The organism is Prauserella sp. PE36, from assembly GCF_003311655.1.
Classification (GTDB): domain Bacteria; phylum Actinomycetota; class Actinomycetes; order Mycobacteriales; family Pseudonocardiaceae; genus Prauserella_A; species Prauserella_A endophytica.
Window position 1 is genome coordinate 90,020 of sequence record NZ_QEQT01000100.1, and the last position, 22,085, is coordinate 112,104.

Sequence of the window (22,085 nt, forward strand, 5' to 3'; positions counted from 1 at the left end):
ACCCGCAGTCCATTTCGGACAGATCCACCGCGAGGGTGAGCCGATCGCGATCGTGTTCGCCGATTCGCTGGAGCAGCCCAGTACGAGGCGAGCCGCGCGCACGCGGCGTACTGGGAGGGCGAGCGGCTCGGGGAAGGCCGACGTCTCGGCGTAACCTGGCATGCGACAGGCACCAGGTGCACACGGTCTGGCGAGCCAGCGGAGGAGGTCGCGTGGCGGAGTTCTGGCGCAGTACCGCGTTGCCTCATCTGGAGGCCCGGCGATCGGGCCAGGAAAACACCTGCTATCGGCCGCATACCCACGACTCGTTCTCGATCGGCGTGATCGACGCGGGAACGTCGGTGCTGACCGGTCCGCTCGACGGCACGATCCGTCTGGAACCCGGTGACGTCGTGGTCATCCCGGCCGGTCAGGTTCATGCCTGCAATCCGGACGCGGGCCGTTGGCTGTACCAGATGGTCCACATGGACCAGAACTGGGCGGTCTCACTCGCACCGTGCAAGGGCGCGAGTCGCCAGTTCGACGGGATCAGAGTGCTGCGCCGCCCCGACCTGCACCGGCGGGTCAGCGTGCTGAACGACGCAATCTTCACCGACGAGGCCCGCGAACCGATCGAGGCGCAGTTCGCCGCCCTGTTCGCCGAGCTCGAGGCCGCGTCACCAGCGCATCTGGCAACGAGTGACGCCGACCCCGAGCTGCTCGCCCGGCTCGCCCCGGTCATGCGTCGGCTTCGCCACGACGAGTCGAATCCAGCGCTGGGCGAACTGGCCGACATGGTCGGAATGACGAAGTACCAGCTCGTCCGTGCGATGCGACGTGCCACCGGACTCTCCCCGCTGGCCTGGCGGCAGAATGCCCGCATCGTGCAGGCTCGGCGCATGCTCCGAGGGGGTCGGCCCATCGCCGAGACCGCTCACGCTCTGGGATTCACCGACCAGAGCCACTTCCACCGTGTCTTCCGCGCACACGTCGCCGCCTCACCCGGCACGTACCGGGGCTGACTGCAAGATCGTACAAGACCCCGCGGGGCCGCCCCTTGATGCTTGACGGGTTCATCGTCACGCATCGAGGGGAGAAATGGAGCAGTTCGTCGCCGTCGCCATCGCGCACTTCCTGGCACTGCTGATCCCCGGCGTCGACTTCTTCCTCATCGCCCGCACCGCGATGACCAGCGGCTGGCGCAACGCCACCGGAGTATGCCTCGGCATCGCCACCGCGAACGGGATCTTCATCGCTGCCGCCTTCTCCGGCGTCTCACTCATCTCGCACCCGGCGCTGCTCGACGCGCTCCAACTCGCCGGCGGTGGTTTCCTGATCTTCGTCGGTCTCGCGTTCCTCAGCTCACGAGCGCGGATCGACCTCGATCAAGCCCCGGGCGCCCAGCGCACGACGTGGCTGAGGAACTTCGGACTCGGCATCGCCTCCGGGTTGCTGAACCCGAAGAACGCGCTGTTCTACGTCAGCCTCGCCGCCGCAGTCAGGGCCGCCGCACCGTTCACGCTGCTGCTCTACGGCACCTGGATGTTCTCCATCGTGCTGGCCTGGGATGTGTTCGTCGCCGTCGTCCTCGGCTCAAGACGCGCTCTCGCCCGCATGGACCGCATCCTCCCGTGGCTCACGAGGCTCTCGGGCGGCTTCCTCGTTCTCTTCGGCGGCGGCATGATCGTCGCCCTCGCCGTCGAACTCGTCGGCTAGCCGCGAAAGAAGCGGCCAGCCATGCTCAGCGAGCCGTGACCTCGTGAAGTAGTTCCAGCGCGGCCGCGACGGCGGGGGCGTCCCTGCCGCCGCGGCGCGTGCACGTGAGAAACCGGCGCGACGGGGCCGTGCCACTCACTTCGACACGGCGGACATCCACGTCGGGCTGGAACTGGGCCAGCCGGGGAAAGAGCGCGACGCCGAGTCCCAGGTCGACCAGGCTCGCCACCAGGCTCGCGTCGCATGCCTCGTGCGCGATGTTCGGGCTGAACCCGGCCGCGGAACACGCCGCGAGCACGTGGGCGCGCCACGCGTCGCCATCGGCCCCGATGATCCACGGCTCACCGGCGACCTCGGACAGCTCCACGCAGCGCCGCCCGGCGAGCGGGTGATCACCGGGCAGCAGCAGGTCGAACGGGTCGTCGAGCAGGGGCCGCTGGTCGAAACGCTGGTCGCCGGCGGCCGGGTTGCCGGGGATGGCCTCGACGACGGCGAGATCGACGTCGCCGTTGAACAGCAGATCGAAGCAGCGCGGGGTCTCGCTCTCGCGCAGCCGCACGGTCAGCGCGGGATACCGCTCGCGGAGCCGGACCGTGAGCGGGCCGAGGAAGCGGCACATCGCGGTGGGGAAACCGGCCATCCGTAGCACACCGGACGGCTCGGCGCCGGTGGCGTGCAGCTCCGACTCGGCCTGCCGCCAGCGCGCCTCGATCGCGTCGGCGTGGGAGAGCAGGCCGAGGGCGGCGCCGGTGAGCCGCACCCTGCGGCCATTCGGTTCGAGCAGCGCGACGCCCAGCTCACGGCCGAGCTGGCGGATCTGCTGGGACGCCGCGGACGGGGTCAGGTGCAGCGCGTGTGCGGCGGCGGTGACCGTGCCGTAGTGGGCGACCGCCCGCAGGACGCTCAGCCTGCGAAGGTCAATCATGAAGCCCATTCTTCACAATCACGTCCACGAATCCAACCTGGACCTGCACACTCGCGTGGTCCCATGCTGGATTCATGAGCATTTGCCCCTTCTGCGGCTGGCCCGACACGGATGTCTACGAGGTCGTCTCGCGACACCGCACGCCCGAGGGTGAGACCGTGTGGACGCGATGTGCGTGCGGCTCGCTGCAGGTGCGCGTGACCGGCGCCGGCGTGGTCACCAGGGGACGTCCGGGCGTCGGCGTCTGCCAGCGGTCTTGACCTCGAGCGCACTCCAGGTGTCACTCTGGAACGCGTGAGCTTCTACTCTCCGGCACAGGTCACCGAGAAGACCGGCTTCAGTATCGACACGCTGCGCTACTACGAGAAGATCGGGCTGCTGGAGGCCATCGAGCGCACGCCGGGAGGCCGTCGCCGCTACTCCGACGCCGACCTCGGGCTGCTCCACCTGCTGCGCTGCCTGCGCGACACCGACATGCCGATCGCCGACATGCTCCGTTTCGTGCGGCTGCTGCGGGGCGGCGAGGCGTGCCGGGAAGAGCGGCTCGCGGTGCTGCGCGCGCACGACCGCCGCGTCGAGGAGCAGTTGGCGCAGCTGCGCGAGCACCAGCGGCTCATCCGGCACAAGATCGACGTGTATTCGGCGCCCGCGCCCGCGTGCGCCGCGGAGGAGGTGTCCGCGGCGCCCGCGAGCTGACGGGTCACCTGCCGCTGCTGACCGCCCTGGCCGCCTCGACGGCGATGTCCGGGTGGTCGGCGAACAGGCCGTCGATGCCGGTCGCCAGGAACGCCTTGTACTCGGCGAAGATGTCGCCCCACTCCGCCGGGTTGTCCGACGAGCGGAAGTCGGCGGGCAGGAAGTTGTTCTCCGCGCGGAACGTGAAGGGGTGCACGGTGAGCCCGGCGCGGTGCGCGTCGCCGACGAGCGTGGTCGGCTCGAGCAGGTACCCGTTCTCGTCCCTCGGGATCACCCGGTCCTTGGCAGGCCCGAGGCCGTCGGCGTAGGTCGCGACCTCCCGCAGCCCCTTCGGCGTCAGCAGGTCGTCGTAGGTGCGCGGGTCACCGGAGGCGACGAAGTCGTACGGCGCACCCGAGGAGTCGACCAGCTGCACCAGCGGCACGCGCAGCTGCTTCGACAGCTGCTTGAGGTTGGCGACCTCGAACGACTGCACGATCACCTTGGCGCTCTTGCGGTTGAGGCCGTTGCGCTCCAGCGTCCTCACCAGCGGCGGCTCCAGCGGGAGCCCGGCCTGCTGGAAGTACGTCGGGTGCTTGGTCTCCGGGTACACGCCGATCTCGCGGCCCAGCTCTCGCGACAGGCGCTTGGCGAGGTCGATGACCTCCTGGAGCGTCGGCACCTCGAAGCGGCCGTCGTAGATCGTGTTGTTCGGCCGCAGGTCCGGGATGCGCTCCTTCGCCCGCAGCGTCTTGAGCTCGGCGAGCGTGAAGTCCTCGGCGAACCAGCCCGTCACGGGCGTGCCGTCGAGCACCTTGGTGGTCTTGCGGTCGGCGAACTCTGGGCGCTCGGCCACGTCGGTGGTGCCGCCGATCTCCGGCTCGTGCCTGGCGACGAGCACGCCGTCCTTGGTGATCACCAGGTCCGGCTCGATGAAGTCGGCCCCCATCCGCGCACCGAGCTCGTACGCGGCGAGCGTGTGTTCCGGCCGGTAGCCGGACGCGCCCCGGTGGGCCACGACCACCGGCTCGTCCTGCCCCTTGCCCGCCCTCACTGCGCCGTCCGATGCGGCCTGTGCGGTGCTCGCCACACTGGTGGTGCCGAACACGGCGAGCGCGCTCAGTGCGACCAGCGCCAGTCGCTGTCGAAGCATCTGAAGCCCTTTCTGGGGGAAATCGGGGTTTCCGTCGCAACATTCGCCGCCCGGCGCGACGGACGGGCGACACCTCAGCGGCACCGAGGAGACATGCCGGTGAACGGCAGGAGACCCCCGCGATTACCCTCAACACCCGTGCGAGTCCTGGTTATCGGTTCCGGAGCCCGAGAGCATGCCATCGTCCTTGCCGCGTCGCACGACCCGGCGGTCACGGCGCTGGCCTGCGCGCCCGGCAACGCCGGAATCGCCGCGCTCGCCGAGCCGCTCGGCGTGGACCTGACCGACCCGTCCGCCATCGCGGCGCTCGCGGGGCAGTGGAAGGCCGACCTCGTGGTGATCGGCCCCGAGGTGCCGCTCGTCGCCGGTGCGGCCGATGCCGTGCGCAAGGCGGGCATTGCCTGCTTCGGCCCCTCGGCCGAGGCCGCCCGCATCGAGGGCTCGAAGGCGTTCGCCAAGGAGATCATGGCCGCCGCGAAGGTGCCGACCGCGCGCGCCGAGGTGGTGGACAACCCCGCGAACCTCGACGCGGCGCTGGCCCGCTTCGGCCCAACGTGGGTGGTCAAGGACGACGGGCTCGCCGCGGGCAAGGGCGTGGTGGTCACGCCCGACGTCGAGCAGGCCCGCAAGCACGCGCTGATGCTGCTCGACGGCGGCCACCCGGTGGTGCTGGAGTCGTTCCTCGACGGTCCGGAGGCCTCGCTGTTCTGCCTGGTCGACGGCCGCACCGTGGTGCCGCTGCTGCCCGCGCAGGACTTCAAGCGCGTCGGCGACGGCGACGCGGGCCCCAACACCGGCGGTATGGGCGCCTACGCGCCGCTGCCGTGGGCGCCTCCTGGCCTGGTGGACGACGTCGTGGCCTCGATCGTCCAGCCCGTCGTGGACGAGCTCGCCGCGCGGGGCACCCCGTTCTCCGGTCTGCTCTACGCCGGGCTCGCGCTCACCAGCGACGGCCCGCAGGTGATCGAGTTCAACTGCCGGTTCGGCGACCCGGAGACCCAGGCCGTGCTCGCGCTGCTGCGCACCCCGATCAGCGGGCTGCTGCACGCCACCGCCAGCGGCAGGCTCGCGGAGCACCCGCCGCTGGAATGGGCAGAGGGCGCCGCCGTCACGGTTGTGCTCGCCGCCGACGGCTACCCCGGCAAGCCCCGCACCGGTGACGTCATCACCGGCGGCGAGGCCGAGGGCGTGCTGCACGCAGGCACCCGCCGCCGCGACGACGGGGCCGTGGTGTCCAGCGGCGGCCGCGTGCTCGCCGTGGTCGGCACCGGCAGCGACCTGGAGGCCGCGCGGGCGCAGGCGTACGAGCGGGTCGGCAGGGTCCACCTGCCCGGCGCCCACCACCGCACCGACATCGCGCTGCGCGCCGTACGCGGCGAGATCGCGCTGCCCACCCGCTGATCCGAACGCGCGGGAACCACCTGCCGGTGCCGTGCGTCAAAGTTCAGGTCGCCGTCACATCCGGATTGGTAGCCTGCGGTGGGAAACTGTCCGGCTACGGACCGTAGCAGGGGGTGCGCGCATGTCAGAGAACCGCGAGGCGCTGCCGGGGTCGTTGATGCCCTTCACCACCGAGTTCACCGGTGGCGAGCAGCTCAACGCCTCGGTGCCGGGTGTCCCCAGCGCCAGGGACATCCAGATCGCTCCCGACAAGATCCTGGACGTCGCGCGGATCATCGAGGAGCAGGCGGCCGCACTGCAGGGCAAGCTCGCGCAGCACCTCGCCGCGCTGCGGATCAACGCGCCCTCCGAGGACGTCGTGTCCACCAACGTGGTCCAGGTGTGGAACGAGGTCATCGCGGGCGACGAGGGCTCCTACGAGCGCAAGGTCCGCTCGTATGTGCTCCAGCTGCGCTCGCTGGCCGAGCAGCTCCGCAAGGCCAGCGGTACCTATCAGCTCGACGACGAGGAGAAGGCGGCGAGCTTCGGGGACAGGCGTGTCTACCCGGCCTAGCCTTCTCGTTCTGGGCGGGGTGCTGGCCGCGCTCGTGCTGGCGGGCTGCGCGAGCGTGCGCGACGGCGAGGCCAGTGCGGTCGGTACGGTCACGCCGACCCAGTCCTCCGCGCAGCGCCCCGCCGAGCTGCCACTCGACGGCGTCGATCCCTGCGCCCTGTTCACCGACGCCCAGCTCGACCAGCTGAAGGTCAACAGCGAACCGCGCACGGATCCCGAGGGCCGCGACGGGCCCACGTGCTCGCTCGACGTGGACCTCACCGCGCCGTACTACAGCTTCTACGTGGAGGCGATCACCGACGCCGACGTACAGGAGTGGGTGGACGGCGAGCGCGAGAACAGCAGCATGATCACCGAGCGGACCGACATCGAGGGCTTCCCCGCGCTCACGCACTACGCGAACTCTTCCAGCCCGAGTGACTGCGAGACGCTCGTCGGCGTGGCGGAGGGCCAGACCCTGCGCACGCAGCTCTACCCCACCGACCCGAGCGAGTTCACCCAGGCGCGGATGTGCGACCTGGCCGCACAGGCCGCCACGCTCGCCGTCCAGACGTTGCAGGCCACGAGGTAAGGACCCGGCAATGGACAACCTCGACATCTCGGTGCTCGTCAAGAAGATCGGCGACCACCGCTTCGACGGCTACACCGACAACATGCTGGCCGACGAGATCGACCGGTTCCGCTCCGGTCCTGGCATCAGCGGCATCAGCGACGCCGTCGACGCGCTCGAGGCTGTCGGCGAGGCGCTCGCGGAGACCGACCAGGCGCTGCGCACCGAACTCGGCAAGCTCGGCGTCGAGTGGCAGAGCGCCGCCGCGACACAGGCGGGGGCCGCCGTCGCGCGAAACGCCGACTTCTCCGCGCAGGCAGGCGACCGGGTCAGCCACTCGGCGAAGCAGATCTTCGCGCAGGGCGAGGCGTTCAACCGCACCCTGCACAAACTCCCCGACTCAGCGGCGCTGCGGCAGTCCGGCGGCTACGGCCTGCTCGACTCGATCGGCAGCCTGCTCGGCTTCGAGACCGACAACGCCCGCAAGGTCGCGCAGGCCAGGGAGGCCCGGCAGCAGGCGCTGGAGGCGCTCAACGCCTACGCCAGGGACAGCGGCGAGTACCTCGCGTACACGCCGTCGCTCGACTCTCCGCAGGCTGTGCGCGCCGACACCGGGCCGAGGCTGCCCGGGGAGATCGACGCGGGCGGCGGCCCAGGCGACGTCACGACCACCGCCGGTGCGGTCGGTCAGGTGCACGCCCCGGCTCCCACTCCGGGCCCGGTCGCGAGCGGGGTGAGCGGGGTGAGCGCCGCCACCGCGCCCACACCCGCCTACGGCATCGCCGCGCAGGCCCCGCCTGCCCGCAGCACCGGCAGCGGCAGCCCCGCTCCGCGTCCCGTCGCCCAGTCCACGACGGCGAGCAGCGCCGCCACGAGCCCGGCGCCGACGCCTTCGGCCACCGGCTACGTCGGCGGCACACGGCAGCCCCAGCAGCACCAGAGCGGCAGCGGCACCCTGCCGCCGAGCACGAGCACACCGGCAACCCCCGGAGGGCAGACAACGGGCGTGCCCGGATCGACCGGCACCGTTCCGCCCGCGGCCGGCGTCGTCGGCACCAAGAACCCCGGCACCGCCGTCCCGCCCGGCACGGGCAGCGCGGTCCCGCCCAGGGTCGGCGGGGCACCCGGCGTTCCCGGCGTTCCCGTGCCGGGCGGCTCCCCGGTGCCGGGCGGCTCCCCGGTGCCGGGCGGCTCCCCGGTGCCGGGCGGCACCCCCGCCACGGGCGGGCCCGGCGCGAGCGTTCCGCCGCCCGCGGCAGCCGCGGGCGGCGTGGTCGGCAAGCCGGCGACGCCAGGGGCCGGTGGTTCCGACGAGCAGCCTCTCCCGAAGGGCAAGTCGTTCGGCTCGGCGCCCCAGCCGGGTACCCCGGCCGGAACGGTCAGCAGCGGCGGATTCACCGGCACCCCGCGTGGCGGCGCGTCGCTCAACGACCTCGGCGCGGGAGCGGCGGCCCTCGGCGCCGGTGGTGTCGCGGGCGCCCTGAGCGGTGACAACGACCGCAAGGGCAGAGGCGTCGGTCGCAGCGCACCCGGCGCCACGCGCTCGCCGCACCAGCTCGCCATCGGCGACCTGCCCGAGGAGGAGGAGGAGAGGGCGCGACGCAACTCCGAGCGCCTCAGCCCGCGCTCGGAGAAGCAGCGTGGCGGTTACCTGGAGAAGGCGGCGCCGCAGGACGGCGAGGAGGACGCCTCGCACGTGCGGCGGTACGGCGTCGACGACCAGGACCTGTTCACCGACCAGCGGATGGTCTCGCCGGACGTCATCGGCGACGACGCGGACGGGCGCCGGTGAGCACACCCGACCGCGGCGTCAATGGCAGCGTGGTGTTGTCCGCGCTGGAGTTCGACATGCTCTGGGAGGCCGAGCGCTTGCCGCAGCGGCATGTCGCGCTGGACGTCCCGAGCCCCGGCGTCACCTACACCGAGCGGGCCGTGCTGGTCGAGCAGGCGTGGGAGTCGCTCGCGCGGCGACGGCTCGCCAGGGGGCACAAGGCGTCCCCCGACGTCGTGGACATGCTCAACCTCTTCGTGCAGCCGAAGGTGAGCATCGACCTGTGGGTGTGGGCCGACCGGCAGATCTCCGGGCTCGCCGTCAGCACCGGCGGCCAGGCGCTGCTGGGGGTCGTCGACGGCGAGGAGGTGTGGCTGATCCCCGCGTCCGATGCGACCCTGCCCGAGGCCGCGGTGTCGGTGGCCGGTGAGCTGGGCCCCGGGGTGGGCCGCTCGGTGAGCCTGCCGCACGAGGTGCTCGTGGCCGCCGACGCCGACGCCCGCGGAGACGCGAAGGCGATGGTGACCGCGCTGGAGGACCGTGGCGTCGAGCTGTGGCAGGCGCAGGAGCTCGCCGGGATGATGATGGGCATGGCCGCGCGTGGTCAGTTCGGCGCGCAGCGGCACGGCCGGGACGGCCGGATCAGCAGGGCCAGGCGCGTGATCGCCTTCTACGACACCGACGCCGGGCGCTACCTCTTCCAGGTGCGGCCCGAGCGCGACGGGCGGAACTGGGCAACCGTGACACCAGCGGACAATTCGCTGCTCGCCGGCCGGGTCTGGGAGCTGCTCGGCGAGGTCTGACCCGGTCGAAGGTCGCGCGAGAACCGGTGCCGCATCGTAGGGTTGAGCGGAACCGCCGTGGGGATCGACGCGTCGAAACCGGCGGACACAGATCGGGTGTGTGAAGGGGAGATGACGCAGCCGTGCCTGTATACGACGCCGAGTCGATGAACATCACCGCGGGCAGCCTCGACCGGCTGGCCGAGGAGTTCCGTTCGGCCAAGGCCAAGATGAAGGGTGTCGAGGGCGAGAGCCCGTTCGGGGACGTCGAGGATCCCGAGAACCCCGACAAGGTCTCGGGCACGCTCGGCTCGTTCACCTCCGGCATGCAGAGCGAGTTCGAAACAGCCGCCGGGCTGATGACGGCCGCGAGCACCGCCCTGCGTGACGCCGTCGCGGCGATGGGTGAGGCCGACGCGACCGCGGCCGACAACCTCACCGTCAGGGAGGTCTGATGGCGGGCGCGGGGACTCCGGCCAACTGGTCCGATGTGGAGACTCGGGCCGCGAGGGTCGACAAGGTCAACCCCGGGGAGATCCAGGAGGTCGCCCGGCAGTTCGACGAGGCGTCGCGCAACGCGGGGGACCACACCGCCGGGCTCACGAGCGCCGCGGCTCCGTTGCAGGACGGCGGTGTCTGGGACGGTCCCGCCGCCGACGCGTTCTTCGACTATGTCGCCAAGGTCGCCGCGGCCGGCAACAAGGTCAAGGACAAGCTCGACGAGGTGGCGCGTGAGCTGACGTCGTTGCAGGAGACGCTCTCCAACCTCAAGCGGCAGATCCAGAGCACGAAGGAAGACGCGCGCACGGCCATCGACAACCGCAACAACGAGGCGGAGGGCCGGATCCAGGCTGCGCGCAGCGCGATGCAGGCGTTCCAGAACGGGGAGCGCGACGCGGCGCCGTCGCCGACGGCGGAGGAGATCCTCCAGACCACGGACGAGCAGAACAAGCGCACGGCCTCCGACGCCGCGACGCGCATCGACGAGCTGCTCGCCCAGTCCAACCAGGCGATCAGCAGGGCACAGGAGCTCATGAAGACCGAAGTGGACGGAGGGTTCGCCTCCGTGCCGCCGCCGGGTTCGTCCGGTTCGCAGGTTCAGGCCACCGGCGGTATCAGCGACGGCTCCGGCGGAGGCGGTTCCGGGGGTGGCGGCAGCTCCGGCGGCGGCGCCTCGGGCGGCGGCGGGCTCGGCCCGAGCGGAGGCCCGCCGACCAGCGGCCCGCCACCCGGCAACGTCGACCAGTGGATCCGCGAGGCCATCAAGATCCTGCAGGCCAACGGCATCCCGGTGACCGAGGAGAACATCGACGAGATCTGGACGATCATCGAGAAGGAGTCCGGCGGCGACCCGCACGCCATCAACAACTGGGACTCCAACGCAGCCAAGGGCACCCCGTCCAAGGGCCTCATGCAGTGCATCGACCCGACTTTCGAGGCGTACAAGCTGCCGGGCCACGACGACATCTACAACCCGGTGGACAACATCATCGCGGGCGTCCGGTACACGTTCGACCGCTACGGTGGCTTCGAAGGGCACCCCGGCCTCGCCTCAATGGCCAGCGGCGGCGGTTACCAGGGCTACTGAGGACCGCTAGGTAGCGGTCGCCCGGTTCCTGATCGGCCTCGTCACCTGCTTCGCCACGCAGGACGGAATCCCCGCCGTCGCCTTGGCGTGGCTGCGGTACATGCTGGGCGGCATCCCGACCAGCTCGGTGAAGCGGGTGCTGAACGTGCCCAGCGACGAGCAACCGACCGTGAAACACACCTCCGTGACGCTGAGGTCGCCCCGGCGCAGCAGTGCCATCGCGCGTTCGATGCGCCGCGTCATCAGGTAGGAGTACGGCGATTCGCCGTAGGCGCGCCGGAACGCGCGGCTGAGGTGCCCCGCCGACATGTGCACGCCGCGGGCGAGGGCCTCCACGTCCAGCGGCTGGGCGTACTCACGGTCGATCCGGTCGCGCACGCGGCGGAGGAGCACGAGGTCGCGCAGCTGGTGCTCCGCGTTCGGACTACTGCTCACCTGCGAAATCGTGCCACGTCGCGCCGGGAGTGCCCAACCCGTCCTTTCATGAAGATCCCTTAATTCGCCACTCAGGTCGGATTCACGGTGCGCCAGCATCGTGGGGTCCATGAGCGAAACACGGTGGACACCCGGTCAGGCGGACCTGGACCTCCTGTGGGCCTCGGCCGTCGAGGTCGCGGGCGGCCGGATGCTCGGCTGGCGCACCACTCACCTCGACGTGCAGCCCTCGGGCGCCACGACGGTCGCGGCGCACGTGGACGTCGAGTGGGCCGACGGCGCGCAGAGCACCGAGACGCTCGGCGCCACCGACTCCGGGCACTCTTCGGCGGCCATGCGCATGTCCGACGGCGAGCGGGAGGTCGGGGTCTGGCGCTTTCCACACGACCCCGCGCTGCCCGGCCTGCCCGCCGCGTGCGACCCGGAGCGGATGGGTTCGCTCGTCGAGCGGCTCGGGCTCGGTGATGGGCCGGTGAGCCTGCGCGTGCGGGCCTACCGCCCGTGCCGCCGGGCAGTGGTGGAGGTGCGGACCGGCCGGACGAGCCTGTTCGTGAAGGTGCTGCGGCCGCACAAGGTGGAGGAACTGCACCGGCTCCACCGTGCCGCGGAGGCCGCCCGCGTGCCGCAGAGCCTCGGCTGGACCGGCGACGGGCTGCTCGTGCTCGCGGGCCTTCCGGGGCGCTCGCTGCGGCAGCTGCTCCTGAGCGGGGAGCCTGTGCGCCTTGATCCCTCGCGGATCGTCGAGGTCCTGCACTCGCTGCCCGCCGAGCTCGCCGAGCGCCCGGCCCGCCCCGGCTGGGGTGAACAGGCCGGGCACTACGCCGACGTGGTGGCCGCGGTGCTGCCCGAGGCGGGTCCCGCCGCGCGCGCGATCGCCGACGCGGTGGCGCCCTCCGGCGAATCGCCTGTCGCCGTGCACGGCGACTTCTACGAGAGCCAGCTACTCGTGCGCGACGGCGAGATCAGCGGGCTGCTCGACATCGACACGGCCGGGGCCGGTGACCGCTACGACGACCCCGCCTGCCTGCTCGGGCACCTCGCGGTGCTGGCACAGGTGCGGCCGGACCGTGCCGCGGTGGTCGAGGCGTTCGCCTCGGACTGCCTCCGCGAGTTCGGCAGGCATTTCGACACCGACGTCCTGCGTGCCCGGGTCGCCGCGGTGGTGCTGTCACTGGCCACCGGCTCCCATCGGGTGCAGGAACCGAACTGGCGCACCGAGGTCGCGCAGCGGCTCGACCTCGCCCAGCGCTGGCTGACCGGCGGGCACCTGCTCGCCGCGTGAGAAACCGAAGGTAAACGAGGAAAGGAAAACGATCATGGCTGAGAACAGGCGTCCCTGGTTCGTGGTGGCGGCTACCGCGACGGTGCTGGGTGTCGGCGGACTGGTGGCAGCGGGCACCGCGTCGGCCGACGTGGAGCTCAACGACCAGCAGGTGCCCGCGCAGGTGCAGCTCGTCGACCACGCGCAGCAGCAGGCCGGTGACGACTCGCCCGAGTCGGCCGACTCCCCCGCGGCGTCCGCCGTCGACTCGCCGGCCGACCGAGCGGACAACACGGCCGACAGCGTGAACAGCCCGAACACGGGCAGCAGCGTGAACAGCGTGGACAGCCCCAACTGAGTCGGGCATCGGGCTAGAATCGCGCATTCTTCTCAAAAGGATGATCGCCGTGACAGATGTGACCAGCAGGGATCTCGCCGCGCTCGCTCCGGTGCGGCTGCATCGGGTGTGGTGGGCGCTGCTCGGCGTCTCGGTGGTGCTCAACGTGGCGAGCATGGCGGTGCCCGCGTTGATCCACCACCCGCTGACCAGGGATCGCGGCGAGATCCAGCTCTACCTCGACGTCTTCGTGGAGGGGAACCTTCCGACGTGGTGGAGCGTGGGCCTGCTGGTGGTCGCGGCGGTCCTGTACGGGGTGACGGCGGCGCTCGCGTACGGAACCGCGAGGGCCGAGTCGTGGGGCTGGTGGTGCGGCGCGGCACTGCTGGCCGCACTCTCCCTCGACGACCACACTCAACTGCACGAACGGCTCGACCGCATCGGGCGGCAGCTGGTCACGTTCGACGGCTTCCCGTTCTACTGGCTGCTGCCCGGTCTGGTGGCCGGTCTGTTCGTGGCGGCGGCGCTGTTGCTGCTGGCGAGCAGGCTGCGGGGCAGGCCGAGGTGGTTCGTCGTGGCGGGCTGTGCGCTGCTGCTCGGCTCTGCGCTGGGCATGGAGCTGCTGCAGGGACTGCTGATCGCGGGTGGTGAGAGCGGGCCGATCTACGTGCTGACCTACCACGCCGAGGAGCTGGGCGAGAACGTCGGCGTGCTGCTGCTGATGGCCGCGGCCGGGCTGGCACTGTCGATCGGCCGCCGGGACGGCGGTATCTCGCTGGCCTACCGCAAGAGCCGGTAGCGCGCCGCCTTACGCTCGGCGGCATGGTCGAGTTCGCACCCTTCCCCGGCCCCTCGCGGCGCGCCGACGTGGCGCCGTTCCACGTCATGGAGGTGCTCTCCGCGGCACAGGCAAGGCAGCGCAGCCATGGCGACGTGATCGCACTCTGCGCTGGCCAGCCCACGGCGGGCGCGCCGAAGCCCGTGCTCGCGGCTGCCGAGAAGGCACTGCGCGATGGCGACCTCGGCTATACGGTGCAGCTCGGCATCCCCGAGCTGCGCGAGGCCATCGCCGGGCACTACGAGCGCACGTACTCACTCGACGTCAGCCCGCAGGACGTCATCGTCACCACCGGCTCCTCCGGTGGGTTCCTGCTGTCGTTCCTCTCGGCGTTCGAGGCGGGCGACCGGGTGGCGATGGCCCGGCCCGGCTACCCCGCCTACCGCAACCTGCTCTCGGCGCTGGGCTGCGAGGTCGTGGAGTTCACCACCGACGAGCACACGCGGTTCCAGCCGACCACCGAGCTGCTCGACGGGCTGGGTCCGATCAAGGGACTCGTGGTCGCGAGCCCGAGCAACCCCACCGGCACCGTTCTCGCGCCCGGCGAGCTCGCCGCTATCGCGGGCTGGTGCTCCTCGCGTGGCGTGCAGCTGATCAGCGACGAGATCTACCACGGCATCTCGTACGAGACCGAGCTCGGCTGCGCTTGGCAGACGTCCGGCGAGGCGCTGGTGCTCGGCTCGTTCTCGAAGTACTTCGCGATGACGGGCTGGCGGCTCGGCTGGATGCTGGTGCCGCAGCGGCTGCACCGCGCGGTGGACGTGCTCACCGGCAACTTCAACATCTGCCCGCCCGCGCTCGCCCAGCAGGCGGCGGTAGCGGCGTTCACCCCCGAGTCGTACGCGGAGCTGGACGGGCACGTCGCGCACTACCGGTCCAACCGCGACCTGCTGCTGGCGGGCCTGCGCGAGCTCGGCTTCGAGCGCGTGGCGCCCGTCGACGGCGCGTTCTACGCCTACGTCGACGTGTCGGCGCACACGGGCGACAGCCTCAGCTGGTGCCAGCGGCTGCTCGCCGACACCGGCGTCGCCATCACGCCCGGCATCGACTTCGACCCGGTGGACGGCGGCCGGTTCGTCCGGTTCTCGTTCGCCGGAGCCGAGGCCGAGGTCGCCGAGGGCGTCCGGCGGCTCGGCGCCTGGCTGTGACCCGACCGCAGTGAAGGCCACCTTCCCTGCAGTGGGGCCCCGCGCAGCAGTGGGGCCTGTGCGTAAGGGGGAACCCGGAGTTTTCCCTGAACGTTGGACTCGTGAAGGGTCATCCGGGCCGATGGCATGCCAACCTGGGATGGACCGGATGTCCAATCGGAGCGCAGCGGAGGAAGATCATGTTCTGGAAGATCGTCGGGGGCCTGCTCCTCGTCTGGGTCGCGTTCATGGTGATCGGCTCCGTGGTGGGTTTCCTGGTGGAGGCGGCGTTCTGGATCGTCCTCATCGGCGGCGCCGCGTTCCTCGGCACCGCTGCGTACAGCGCGATCAAGGGCGGCGGCAAGAAGAAGCAGATCCGGCCCTGAGCCAAGCCCGCACATGTCGATCGTCATCGGGGTGCTCTCACTCCTGCTGACGGCGGCCTTCCTCAGCGCGGGCGGCGCCCGGCTCGCCGGGGTGGAGCCGCTGCGGTCCTACGCCGGGCACCTCGGGTTGTCCACCCAGGTCAACCGCGCGATCGGTGCGCTGGAGCTGGCCGCGGCGGCGGGGCTCATCGTCGGCTTCTGGTTCCGTCCCGCCGCGCTCGTGGCGTCGATCGGCCTCGTCGTGCTGATGGTCGGCACGGTGCTGCGGCACCTCCGCGCCAAGGACCCGCCCGCCGTCGCGGCACCGGGCGCGAGCCTCGGCCTGCTCGCGGTCGCCAACGCCGTCCTCCTCGGCCTCGCCTGACGTGCCCCCAAGGCCACCTTTGTTGCGCTCAACGCAACAAAGGTGGCCTTGGGGGCGGTCAAGTCACGCGGGCAGCTCGGCGGGGATGCCCTGCCAGAGTTGGGCGCGCAGGCCCGCCGCGCGGGCTCCGTCCACGTTGACCTGCCGGTCGTCGAGGAACAGGCAGTCTCCCGGCTCGGCGTCCAGCCGCGAGACCAGCAGCTCGAAGATCTCCGCGTCCGGCTTCGCCAGCCCCACGTCACCGGAGAACAGCAGCTCCCGGAAGTGCCGCGTCCACGGCTGGCGCTCGGCGAACCGCGCGAACGACACCGGCGCGTTCGACAGCAGGGCCAGCGCCGTTCCCGCCTCCGCGAGCGACTGCAGCAGCTCCAGGGTCGCCGGCGAGACCTGCGCCCAGCCCGCGATGTCCAGCTCCGTCAGCTCGGCCGACAACGGCTCGTTCACGTCCACGCCGGTCGCGTCGCCCACCGTGCGCCAGAACTCCAGGTCGCTCGCGCCCCGGTCGTAGGCATCGCGCCCAGCCCAGTACGCGGCCTCGAACTCGGCGAGCGGCACGCCCATGCGGTCGGCCAAGGCCGGCAACGCCGTCGTCCTGGTGCAGATCACCTCGCCGTAGTCGAACACCAGCCAGCGGCGCGTCACTTGGCGCTCGCCTTGATCCGGTCCAGCGCCTCGGCCACGTCGTCGGCGGACACGTCGCGGTGCAGCACGAACCGCACCTTGCCCGCCATCGGCAGCGTGAGGATCCCCAGCGAGCGCAGCGACTCGAGCGTGAGCCGCACGTCGGGCACGGCCGCCAGCACGATGTTGGTCTGCGGCTCGGACACGTCCCAGCCGAGGTCACGCAGCCCGTCCGCGAGCGCCTTGGCGTTGGCGTGGTCCCGCGTCAGCTCGCCCACCCGGTCCAGCGCGACCAGGCACGCCGCCGCAAGCACGCCGCCCTGGCGAACGCCGCCGCCGAGCATCTGCCGCATCCGCCGCGCCTGCTCGACGAACTCCTCGCTGCCCGCGACCACCGAGCCGACCGGGGCACCGAGGCCCTTGCTGAAGCACGCCGACACCGTGTCGACGCCCACCGTCAGTGCCGCGGGCGGCAGGCCGAGCGCGGCCGCCGCGTTCCACAGCCGAGCACCGTCGAGGTGCACGAGCAGGCCCTCGTCCCGCGCGGCGGAGACCAGCAGCGCGTGCTCGTCGGGCGGCGTGATCGCCCCACCCGCGGCGTTGTGCGTGTTCTCGAGGCACAGCAACGTCGTGCGCAGCGCGTAGTACGGCCCGCTGCGGGTGCCCGCCGCGACGTGGACCGCCCGCGGCGTCGGCCTGCCGGGGCCCGCGTCGTGCTCCAGCACGTCCGGCATCCCCCCGGCCAGCCACGCGGCCGAGCCGAGCTCGTTGGTCAGCACGTGCGCGTTGCGGGTCGCCAGGAACCGATCGCCCCGGCCGAGGTGCACCGACAGAGCGATGAGGTTGGCCATCGTGCCGCTCGGGGTCCAGAGCGCGGCGTCCATGCCGAGCGTCTCGGCTGCCCGGCGCTCCAGCTCGCGGACCGTGGGATCGACGTCGATGACGTTGTCGCCGACCTCCGCTCTCGCCATCGCCACGCGCATCTGCTCATCGGGCCGGGTGATCGTGTCCGAACGGAAGTCGAGGAGAGCTGGCGTCGCTTCGGAGGTCACAGTCCGATCACATCACATCGTTAGTTGATCTCACAACAAGGTCTCTTCCGAGGGAAAAATCCGGCTGGACGTGCAACCGTGGACGCCTGCACTTCCGTCTCTGCCATCGACAACACAACGGGACCGGAGAGCCATCCGCGTGGACCACCGCGACGAGCAGGAGTTCGCGGAGTACTTCGCTGCCAAGCGGGACTCCGTGCGCCGGACCGCGTACATGCTCTGTGGCGACTGGCACCGCGCGGACGACCTGGCGCAGACGGCCTTCGTCGCGCTGCACCGGCGGTGGCGCAAGATCCGCGACCGGGCGGCGACCGACGCTTACGTGCGAAAGACGCTGGTCAGGGCCGCCATCGACGAGTCGCGCAGGCCGTGGCGTCGCGAGCGGCAGTCCGACGAGTTGCCCGAGCCGCCACCGGCGGGCGAGCCGCTCGCCGAGCGCGTCGCGACGAGGGAGGACCTGCTCGCCGGTCTGCGGAAGGTGCCGCCACGACAGCGGGCGGTGCTGGTCCTGCGCTACCTGGAGGGCCTCGACGTCGGCGGCGTCGCGAAGGCGCTCGGGTGCAGTGAGGGCAACGTGAAGAGCCAGACCGCGCGGGGGCTCGCGAACCTGCGGGACGTGCTCGGTGAGGAGGTGGAGACGCGTGGATGAGCGGGAGTTGAAGGAGCTGTTCCGGCAGGCGGCAGGCGAGGCTCCGCCGCCCACGTTCAGCGCGTCCGACGTCGCCGCCGAGTCACGCCGTGTCACCCGGCGTCGCCGGAACACGATCGCGGGGGTGGCCTGCGCGGTCGTGTTGCTGGGAGGCGGCGCGGGCGCGGTGGGTGTATTGCTGGGTAACGGCAGCGAATCGAACACGACGGCCGCGTCGGCCCCCGGCCAGGAGGGCGCCGACGAGCAACAGGGAGCGTCCTCCGGGCGTCCTCCCCAGGCACAGGTCTTCCCGAACACCGTGCCGAAGCAGGGCGGAGCGGTGGAAGGGGAGAGCACCCTCGGGTGCGACACAGTCGACCGGGAGCTCGCCACCGCCCTCGCTGGCGAGCTCCCGGCCGGCGCCGACGCCGTCGCTGGGGGCGGGGATTGCCCCGACGGCCCCCCCTCGGCGACATACTCGGTCGAGGGCGGGACGATCACCGCGGTGTTCGCGCCGCGGGGTCTCGCGTTCCAGTTGCCCGAGCAGCCGGAAGGCGCCGAGTTCGAACAGCGCCCGACCGCGAGCGGGGGCACCGTGTACGTGCTCGCCACCCCGGACTCCGCGTCGCGCACGCCACCGCTCAGCACCGAGCTGGGACGCATCGCCGACGCGTTGGCGCGTCACTTCTGACCAGGTCGGGGATGGCAAACTAGCTCGCCATGACGTCCGAGAGCAGCAGCACCGCGAGCACGCCGAAGGGCGAGCGGCGGCGCGCCGCACTGGTCAGCGCCGCCGCCGAGCTGCTGACCGAGGGCGGGTTCGAGGCCATCCGGCATCGGGCCGTCGCCGACCGCGCCGGGCTGCCGCTCGCGTCGACGACCTACTACTTCGACTCGCTCGACGACCTGATCGCCGCGGCGATGGAGCACTACGGCCGCTCCGAGCTGGCCAGGGGTCGCGAACAGCTGGCGCGGCTGAGCATCGAGCACCGCGGAGTGGACACCCTCGTCGAGCTGGTGCTCGACCAACTGCTCGGCGAGGACCCCGACTACGAGGCCGTGCTGCTGCGCTACGAGCGGCTCGTCGCCACCGGGCGCAGGCCCTACCTGCGTCCGCTCATGCGCACGCTCGCGGTCGAGCTGCGGGAGCTGCTCACCGAGATCTTCGTGAAGTCAGGGGTGCCCATCGACCCGCGGCGGCTGGAACAGTTGGTCGCGCTGGTCGACGGCGCGGTCGTGAACGCGCTGATCGAGGTGAACCCGGACCCGCGAGCCGCGGCCGCGAGAATGCTCCGCGACGCGTTGAGCTGAGCAGGCAACCCGGCGCTGCACCTGTGACCTGGGCCGCCGGTTAGCCTGGCTGCGTGACGGACAAGCCCAGCATCCCCAACGTTCTCGCCGGTCGCTACGCCTCGCCCGAGCTGGTGGCACTGTGGTCGCCGGACAACAAGGTGCGGTTGGAGCGCGAGCTGTGGCTGGCCGTGCTCAAGGCGCAGGCCGAGCTCGGCATCGAGGTGCCGGACGGCGTCGTCGCCGACTACGAGCGGGTGCTGGAGCGGGTGGACCTTCCCTCGATCGCCGCGCGCGAGCGGGTGACCAGGCACGACGTGAAGGCCCGCATCGAGGAGTTCAACGCGCTCGCCGGGCACGAGCACGTGCACAAGGGCATGACCTCGCGCGACCTCACCGAGAACGTCGAGCAGTTGCAGCTGCGGCGCTCGCTGGAGCTGGTCCGGGCTCGCACGGTGGCCGTGCTGACGAGGCTCGCCGGGCTGGCCGCCGACCACTCGGCGCTGGTCATGGCCGGGCGTTCGCACAATGTCGCCGCGCAGGCCACCACGCTGGGCAAGCGGTTCGCCACTGCCGCCGACGAGCTGCTCGTAGCCTTCGAGCGGCTGGACGAGCTGATCGCCCGCTACCCGCTGCGCGGCATCAAGGGCCCGGTCGGCACCGCACAGGACATGCTGGACCTGCTCGGCGACGAGGGGAAGCTCGCCGAGCTGGAGTCGCGCGTAGCGGCCCACCTCGGCTTCTCGCGGGCGTTCACGAGCGTTGGGCAGGTCTACCCGCGCTCGCTCGACTTCGACGTGCTCTCCACGCTGGTGCAGGTGGCGGCGGCGCCGTCGAGCCTGGCGAAGACCATCCGGCTCATGGCAGGGCACGAGCTGGTCACGGAGGGCTTCCAGCCCGGTCAGGTCGGCTCGTCGGCCATGCCGCACAAGATGAACACGCGTTCGTGCGAGCGGGTCAACGGCCTCGCCGTGGTGCTGCGCGGGTATCTGTCGATGATCGGCGAGCTGGCGGGTGACCAGTGGAACGAGGGCGACGTCTCCGACTCGGTGGTGCGCCGGGTCGCTCTGCCGGACGCCTTCTTCGCGCTCGACGGGCTGCTGGAGACGTTTCTCACGGTGCTCGGCGAGTTCGGCGCCTTCCCCGCTGTCGTCGACCGCGAGCTCGACCGGTACCTGCCTTTCCTCGCGACGACGAAGGTGCTCATGGCGGCGGTGCGCGCCGGGGTCGGCAGGGAGACCGCGCACGAGGCGATCAAGGAGAACGCGGTGGCCGTCGCGCTCGCCATGCGGGAGGGCCAGGCCGGGAACGACCTGCTCGACCGGCTCGCCGCCGACAAGCGCCTCCCGCTGGACCGCGCCGCGCTCGACGCGCTGCTCGCCGACCGGCTCTCCTTCACCGGCACGGCGGGTGCCCAGGTCGAGGCGATCGTCGGCCGCGTCGAGGAGATCGCGAAGCGGTTCCCCGAGGCCGCCGACTACCGGCCACAGCCAATCCTGTGATCTGGGAGACGTGGACCACATCGTGGGCGTCTGTCAGGATCGAGGCCATGGGCAAGCGATCGATCGCGCTGATTCAGCGCAGGCACGTCGATCTGGTGCGCGTCGACTCCGCGCTCTGCCGGCTCCGCTGACACCCGTCCCTGCCCCTGCCGTGGCCGCGCTCCGCGCGCCCGGCCGCACGCGAAGCTGAGGTCAGCATGCTCGCCCTCATGGTGTTCGGAGTCGCCGGATTCCTGGCTCAACTGGTGTCCGGCATGCTCGGCATGGGCTACGGCATGACCTCCACGACGGCCCTGGTCGCGTTCGGCACCGCACCCGCGGTCGCGTCGGCCTCCGCCCATTTCGCCCAGGTCGGCACGTCGCTGGCGTCGGGTGTCTCGCACTGGAAGTTCCGCAACATCGACTGGCGCACGGTCGGCATCCTCGCCGTGCCCGGTGCGATCGGCGCAGCGGTCGGCGCGTTCGTGCTGGTGTCGCTGTCCACGGACTTCGCGAGCGCGTGGATCAGCACGATCCTCTTCGCGCTTGGCCTCTACGTGCTGATCAGGTTCGCGTTCCTCAAGCTCGGCAAGCTCATCACCGACAAGCGGCCCGGCGCGAAGTTCCTCGCGCCGCTGGGTCTGATCGCCGGTTTCATCGACTCCACCGGCGGTGGCGGCTGGGGTCCGGTCGCCACCACGACGCTGCTCTCCAGCGGCAGGCTCGAGCCGCGCAAGGTCGTCGGCTCGGTCGGGGCCGCCGAGTTCGCCGTGACGGTGTCGGCGTGCGCTGCGTTCCTCATCGCCCTCTCCCACGAGGAGATGAACTGGGTGGTCGTCGGTGGGCTGCTGGTCGGCGGCGTGATCGCAGCGCCGCTGGGCGCCTGGCTCGCCCGCCACCTGCCGCCGAGGGTGCTCGGGACCGCGGCGGGCGGGCTCATCATTCTCACCAACGGCTGGCTGCTGCTCTCCACGCTCGGCGCCTCGCCCGCCGCGATCGTGGTCGTCTACCTGGGCCTGGTCGCACTGATCGTCGCCGCGCTGGTCAACGCCGTGCGGTCGATGCGGGAGGAGAAGCGCATCAACGCGCTGGCAGGCGAGGACGACATCCGCGAGACCGCCAACCGCTGAGCCGCTCTTGGTGGCGGCTTCATCCGCATCTCACCTCTCAGC

Annotated in this window: 27 protein-coding genes; 22 read left to right on the top strand and 5 right to left on the bottom strand. The window is 71.5% G+C overall.

Features of this window, described 5'->3' with window-relative positions:
* The first annotated feature begins 212 nt into the window (after nucleotides 1–212).
* On the top strand, nucleotides 213–1,001 hold the full coding sequence (locus DI005_RS31425; RefSeq protein WP_113644526.1) for a helix-turn-helix domain-containing protein: 789 nt from the start codon (nucleotides 213–215) through the stop codon (nucleotides 999–1,001).
* A 76-nt stretch (nucleotides 1,002–1,077) separates the two neighbouring features.
* Entirely contained in the window at nucleotides 1,078–1,695 is a 618-nt protein-coding gene (locus tag DI005_RS31430; protein WP_112265474.1) for a LysE family translocator, read from the top strand.
* A gap of 25 nt (nucleotides 1,696–1,720) precedes the next feature.
* On the opposite strand, the gene DI005_RS31435 is transcribed toward DI005_RS31430, so the two are convergent.
* Nucleotides 1,721–2,620, bottom strand: a complete 900-nt coding sequence (locus DI005_RS31435; protein ID WP_112266679.1) for a LysR family transcriptional regulator — start codon at nucleotides 2,618–2,620, stop codon at nucleotides 1,721–1,723.
* A 74-nt stretch (nucleotides 2,621–2,694) separates the two neighbouring features.
* On the opposite strand from DI005_RS31435, the gene DI005_RS31440 reads away from it, so the two are divergent.
* Both DI005_RS31440 and DI005_RS31445 read left to right on the top strand, forming a co-directional pair.
* The gene (locus tag DI005_RS31440) at nucleotides 2,695–2,880 is read left to right on the top strand and encodes a hypothetical protein (protein ID WP_112265472.1); all 186 of its coding nucleotides are present in this window, start codon (nucleotides 2,695–2,697) and stop codon (nucleotides 2,878–2,880) included.
* 34 nt (nucleotides 2,881–2,914) lie between these two features.
* Nucleotides 2,915–3,316 carry a MerR family transcriptional regulator gene (locus DI005_RS31445; RefSeq protein ID WP_112265470.1) on the top strand — a complete coding sequence of 134 codons (402 nt, stop codon included), beginning with the start codon at nucleotides 2,915–2,917 and terminating at the stop codon, nucleotides 3,314–3,316.
* Between the two features lie 4 nt (nucleotides 3,317–3,320).
* On the opposite strand, the gene DI005_RS31450 is transcribed toward DI005_RS31445, so the two are convergent.
* The gene (locus DI005_RS31450) at nucleotides 3,321–4,448 is read right to left on the bottom strand and encodes a glycerophosphodiester phosphodiesterase (RefSeq protein ID WP_112265468.1); all 1,128 of its coding nucleotides are present in this window, start codon (nucleotides 4,446–4,448) and stop codon (nucleotides 3,321–3,323) included.
* Nucleotides 4,449–4,586: 138 nt separating this feature from the next.
* On the opposite strand from DI005_RS31450, the gene purD reads away from it, so the two are divergent.
* From purD to DI005_RS31485, 7 genes are all read left to right on the top strand, one after another.
* The gene (purD, locus tag DI005_RS31455; RefSeq protein ID WP_113644527.1) at nucleotides 4,587–5,849 is read left to right on the top strand and encodes a phosphoribosylamine--glycine ligase; all 1,263 of its coding nucleotides are present in this window, start codon (nucleotides 4,587–4,589) and stop codon (nucleotides 5,847–5,849) included.
* A gap of 121 nt (nucleotides 5,850–5,970) precedes the next feature.
* Complete coding sequence (locus DI005_RS31460) at nucleotides 5,971–6,402, top strand: hypothetical protein (protein ID WP_146770506.1); 432 nt, start codon at nucleotides 5,971–5,973, stop codon at nucleotides 6,400–6,402.
* Nucleotides 6,386–6,973, top strand: coding sequence for a DUF3558 domain-containing protein (locus DI005_RS31465; RefSeq protein ID WP_233520386.1), 588 nt, complete (start codon nucleotides 6,386–6,388; stop codon nucleotides 6,971–6,973). Before DI005_RS31460 ends, DI005_RS31465 begins: the two co-directional genes overlap by 17 nt.
* A 10-nt stretch (nucleotides 6,974–6,983) precedes the next feature.
* Nucleotides 6,984–8,744, top strand: coding sequence for a PPE domain-containing protein (locus tag DI005_RS31470; protein ID WP_113644528.1), 1,761 nt, complete (start codon nucleotides 6,984–6,986; stop codon nucleotides 8,742–8,744).
* Complete coding sequence (locus DI005_RS31475; RefSeq protein ID WP_255565785.1) at nucleotides 8,741–9,526, top strand: ESX secretion-associated protein EspG; 786 nt, start codon at nucleotides 8,741–8,743, stop codon at nucleotides 9,524–9,526. The genes DI005_RS31470 and DI005_RS31475 overlap by 4 nt, the downstream gene beginning before the upstream one ends.
* A gap of 122 nt (nucleotides 9,527–9,648) precedes the next feature.
* Complete coding sequence (locus DI005_RS31480) at nucleotides 9,649–9,960, top strand: hypothetical protein (RefSeq protein ID WP_112265460.1); 312 nt, start codon at nucleotides 9,649–9,651, stop codon at nucleotides 9,958–9,960.
* Nucleotides 9,960–11,093, top strand: coding sequence for a transglycosylase SLT domain-containing protein (locus DI005_RS31485; protein ID WP_113644529.1), 1,134 nt, complete (start codon nucleotides 9,960–9,962; stop codon nucleotides 11,091–11,093). The genes DI005_RS31480 and DI005_RS31485 overlap by 1 nt, the downstream gene beginning before the upstream one ends.
* Nucleotides 11,094–11,099: 6 nt before the next feature.
* Here DI005_RS31485 and DI005_RS31490 read toward each other — a convergent pair whose 3' ends face one another.
* On the bottom strand, nucleotides 11,100–11,528 hold the full coding sequence (locus DI005_RS31490) for a helix-turn-helix transcriptional regulator (protein WP_199543379.1): 429 nt from the start codon (nucleotides 11,526–11,528) through the stop codon (nucleotides 11,100–11,102).
* 109 nt (nucleotides 11,529–11,637) lie between these two features.
* Between DI005_RS31490 and DI005_RS31495 the strand changes: the two genes are divergently transcribed.
* The 6 genes from DI005_RS31495 (at nucleotide 11,638) to DI005_RS31520 (ending at nucleotide 15,841) form a co-directional block, all read left to right on the top strand.
* Nucleotides 11,638–12,810: a phosphotransferase gene (locus tag DI005_RS31495; RefSeq protein ID WP_113644530.1), complete on the top strand. Its 1,173-nt coding sequence runs from the start codon at nucleotides 11,638–11,640 to the stop codon at nucleotides 12,808–12,810.
* A 34-nt stretch (nucleotides 12,811–12,844) separates the two neighbouring features.
* Nucleotides 12,845–13,147: a hypothetical protein gene (locus tag DI005_RS31500; RefSeq protein WP_113644531.1), complete on the top strand. Its 303-nt coding sequence runs from the start codon at nucleotides 12,845–12,847 to the stop codon at nucleotides 13,145–13,147.
* 49 nt (nucleotides 13,148–13,196) lie between these two features.
* The gene (locus DI005_RS31505) at nucleotides 13,197–13,925 is read left to right on the top strand and encodes a hypothetical protein (protein ID WP_228713535.1); all 729 of its coding nucleotides are present in this window, start codon (nucleotides 13,197–13,199) and stop codon (nucleotides 13,923–13,925) included.
* A gap of 23 nt (nucleotides 13,926–13,948) precedes the next feature.
* Nucleotides 13,949–15,112, top strand: a complete 1,164-nt coding sequence (locus DI005_RS31510; protein WP_112265452.1) for a pyridoxal phosphate-dependent aminotransferase — start codon at nucleotides 13,949–13,951, stop codon at nucleotides 15,110–15,112.
* Nucleotides 15,113–15,291: 179 nt separating this feature from the next.
* The gene (locus DI005_RS31515) at nucleotides 15,292–15,477 is read left to right on the top strand and encodes a hypothetical protein (RefSeq protein ID WP_110334064.1); all 186 of its coding nucleotides are present in this window, start codon (nucleotides 15,292–15,294) and stop codon (nucleotides 15,475–15,477) included.
* Nucleotides 15,478–15,490: 13 nt separating this feature from the next.
* The gene (locus tag DI005_RS31520; RefSeq protein ID WP_112265450.1) at nucleotides 15,491–15,841 is read left to right on the top strand and encodes a DoxX family protein; all 351 of its coding nucleotides are present in this window, start codon (nucleotides 15,491–15,493) and stop codon (nucleotides 15,839–15,841) included.
* A gap of 63 nt (nucleotides 15,842–15,904) precedes the next feature.
* On the opposite strand, the gene DI005_RS31525 is transcribed toward DI005_RS31520, so the two are convergent.
* A complete protein-coding gene (locus DI005_RS31525) occupies nucleotides 15,905–16,483 on the bottom strand; it encodes an HAD family phosphatase (RefSeq protein ID WP_113644532.1) in 579 nt (192 codons plus the stop codon).
* Nucleotides 16,480–17,514, bottom strand: a complete 1,035-nt coding sequence (locus DI005_RS31530; protein ID WP_112265446.1) for a low specificity L-threonine aldolase — start codon at nucleotides 17,512–17,514, stop codon at nucleotides 16,480–16,482. The genes DI005_RS31525 and DI005_RS31530 overlap by 4 nt, the downstream gene beginning before the upstream one ends.
* A 139-nt stretch (nucleotides 17,515–17,653) precedes the next feature.
* Between DI005_RS31530 and DI005_RS31535 the strand changes: the two genes are divergently transcribed.
* From DI005_RS31535 to DI005_RS31555, 5 genes are all read left to right on the top strand, one after another.
* On the top strand, nucleotides 17,654–18,163 hold the full coding sequence (locus DI005_RS31535) for a SigE family RNA polymerase sigma factor (RefSeq protein ID WP_112265444.1): 510 nt from the start codon (nucleotides 17,654–17,656) through the stop codon (nucleotides 18,161–18,163).
* A complete protein-coding gene (locus DI005_RS31540) occupies nucleotides 18,156–18,833 on the top strand; it encodes a hypothetical protein (protein ID WP_113644533.1) in 678 nt (225 codons plus the stop codon). Before DI005_RS31535 ends, DI005_RS31540 begins: the two co-directional genes overlap by 8 nt.
* A gap of 29 nt (nucleotides 18,834–18,862) precedes the next feature.
* On the top strand, nucleotides 18,863–19,453 hold the full coding sequence (locus tag DI005_RS31545; protein ID WP_112265440.1) for a TetR/AcrR family transcriptional regulator: 591 nt from the start codon (nucleotides 18,863–18,865) through the stop codon (nucleotides 19,451–19,453).
* A gap of 53 nt (nucleotides 19,454–19,506) precedes the next feature.
* Nucleotides 19,507–20,934 (top strand): adenylosuccinate lyase, encoded by a 1,428-nt coding sequence (purB, locus tag DI005_RS31550; RefSeq protein WP_113644534.1) that lies wholly within the window; start codon nucleotides 19,507–19,509, stop codon nucleotides 20,932–20,934.
* A gap of 197 nt (nucleotides 20,935–21,131) precedes the next feature.
* On the top strand, nucleotides 21,132–22,043 hold the full coding sequence (locus tag DI005_RS31555) for a sulfite exporter TauE/SafE family protein (protein WP_112265436.1): 912 nt from the start codon (nucleotides 21,132–21,134) through the stop codon (nucleotides 22,041–22,043).
* Nucleotides 22,044–22,085: the final 42 nt, after the last annotated feature.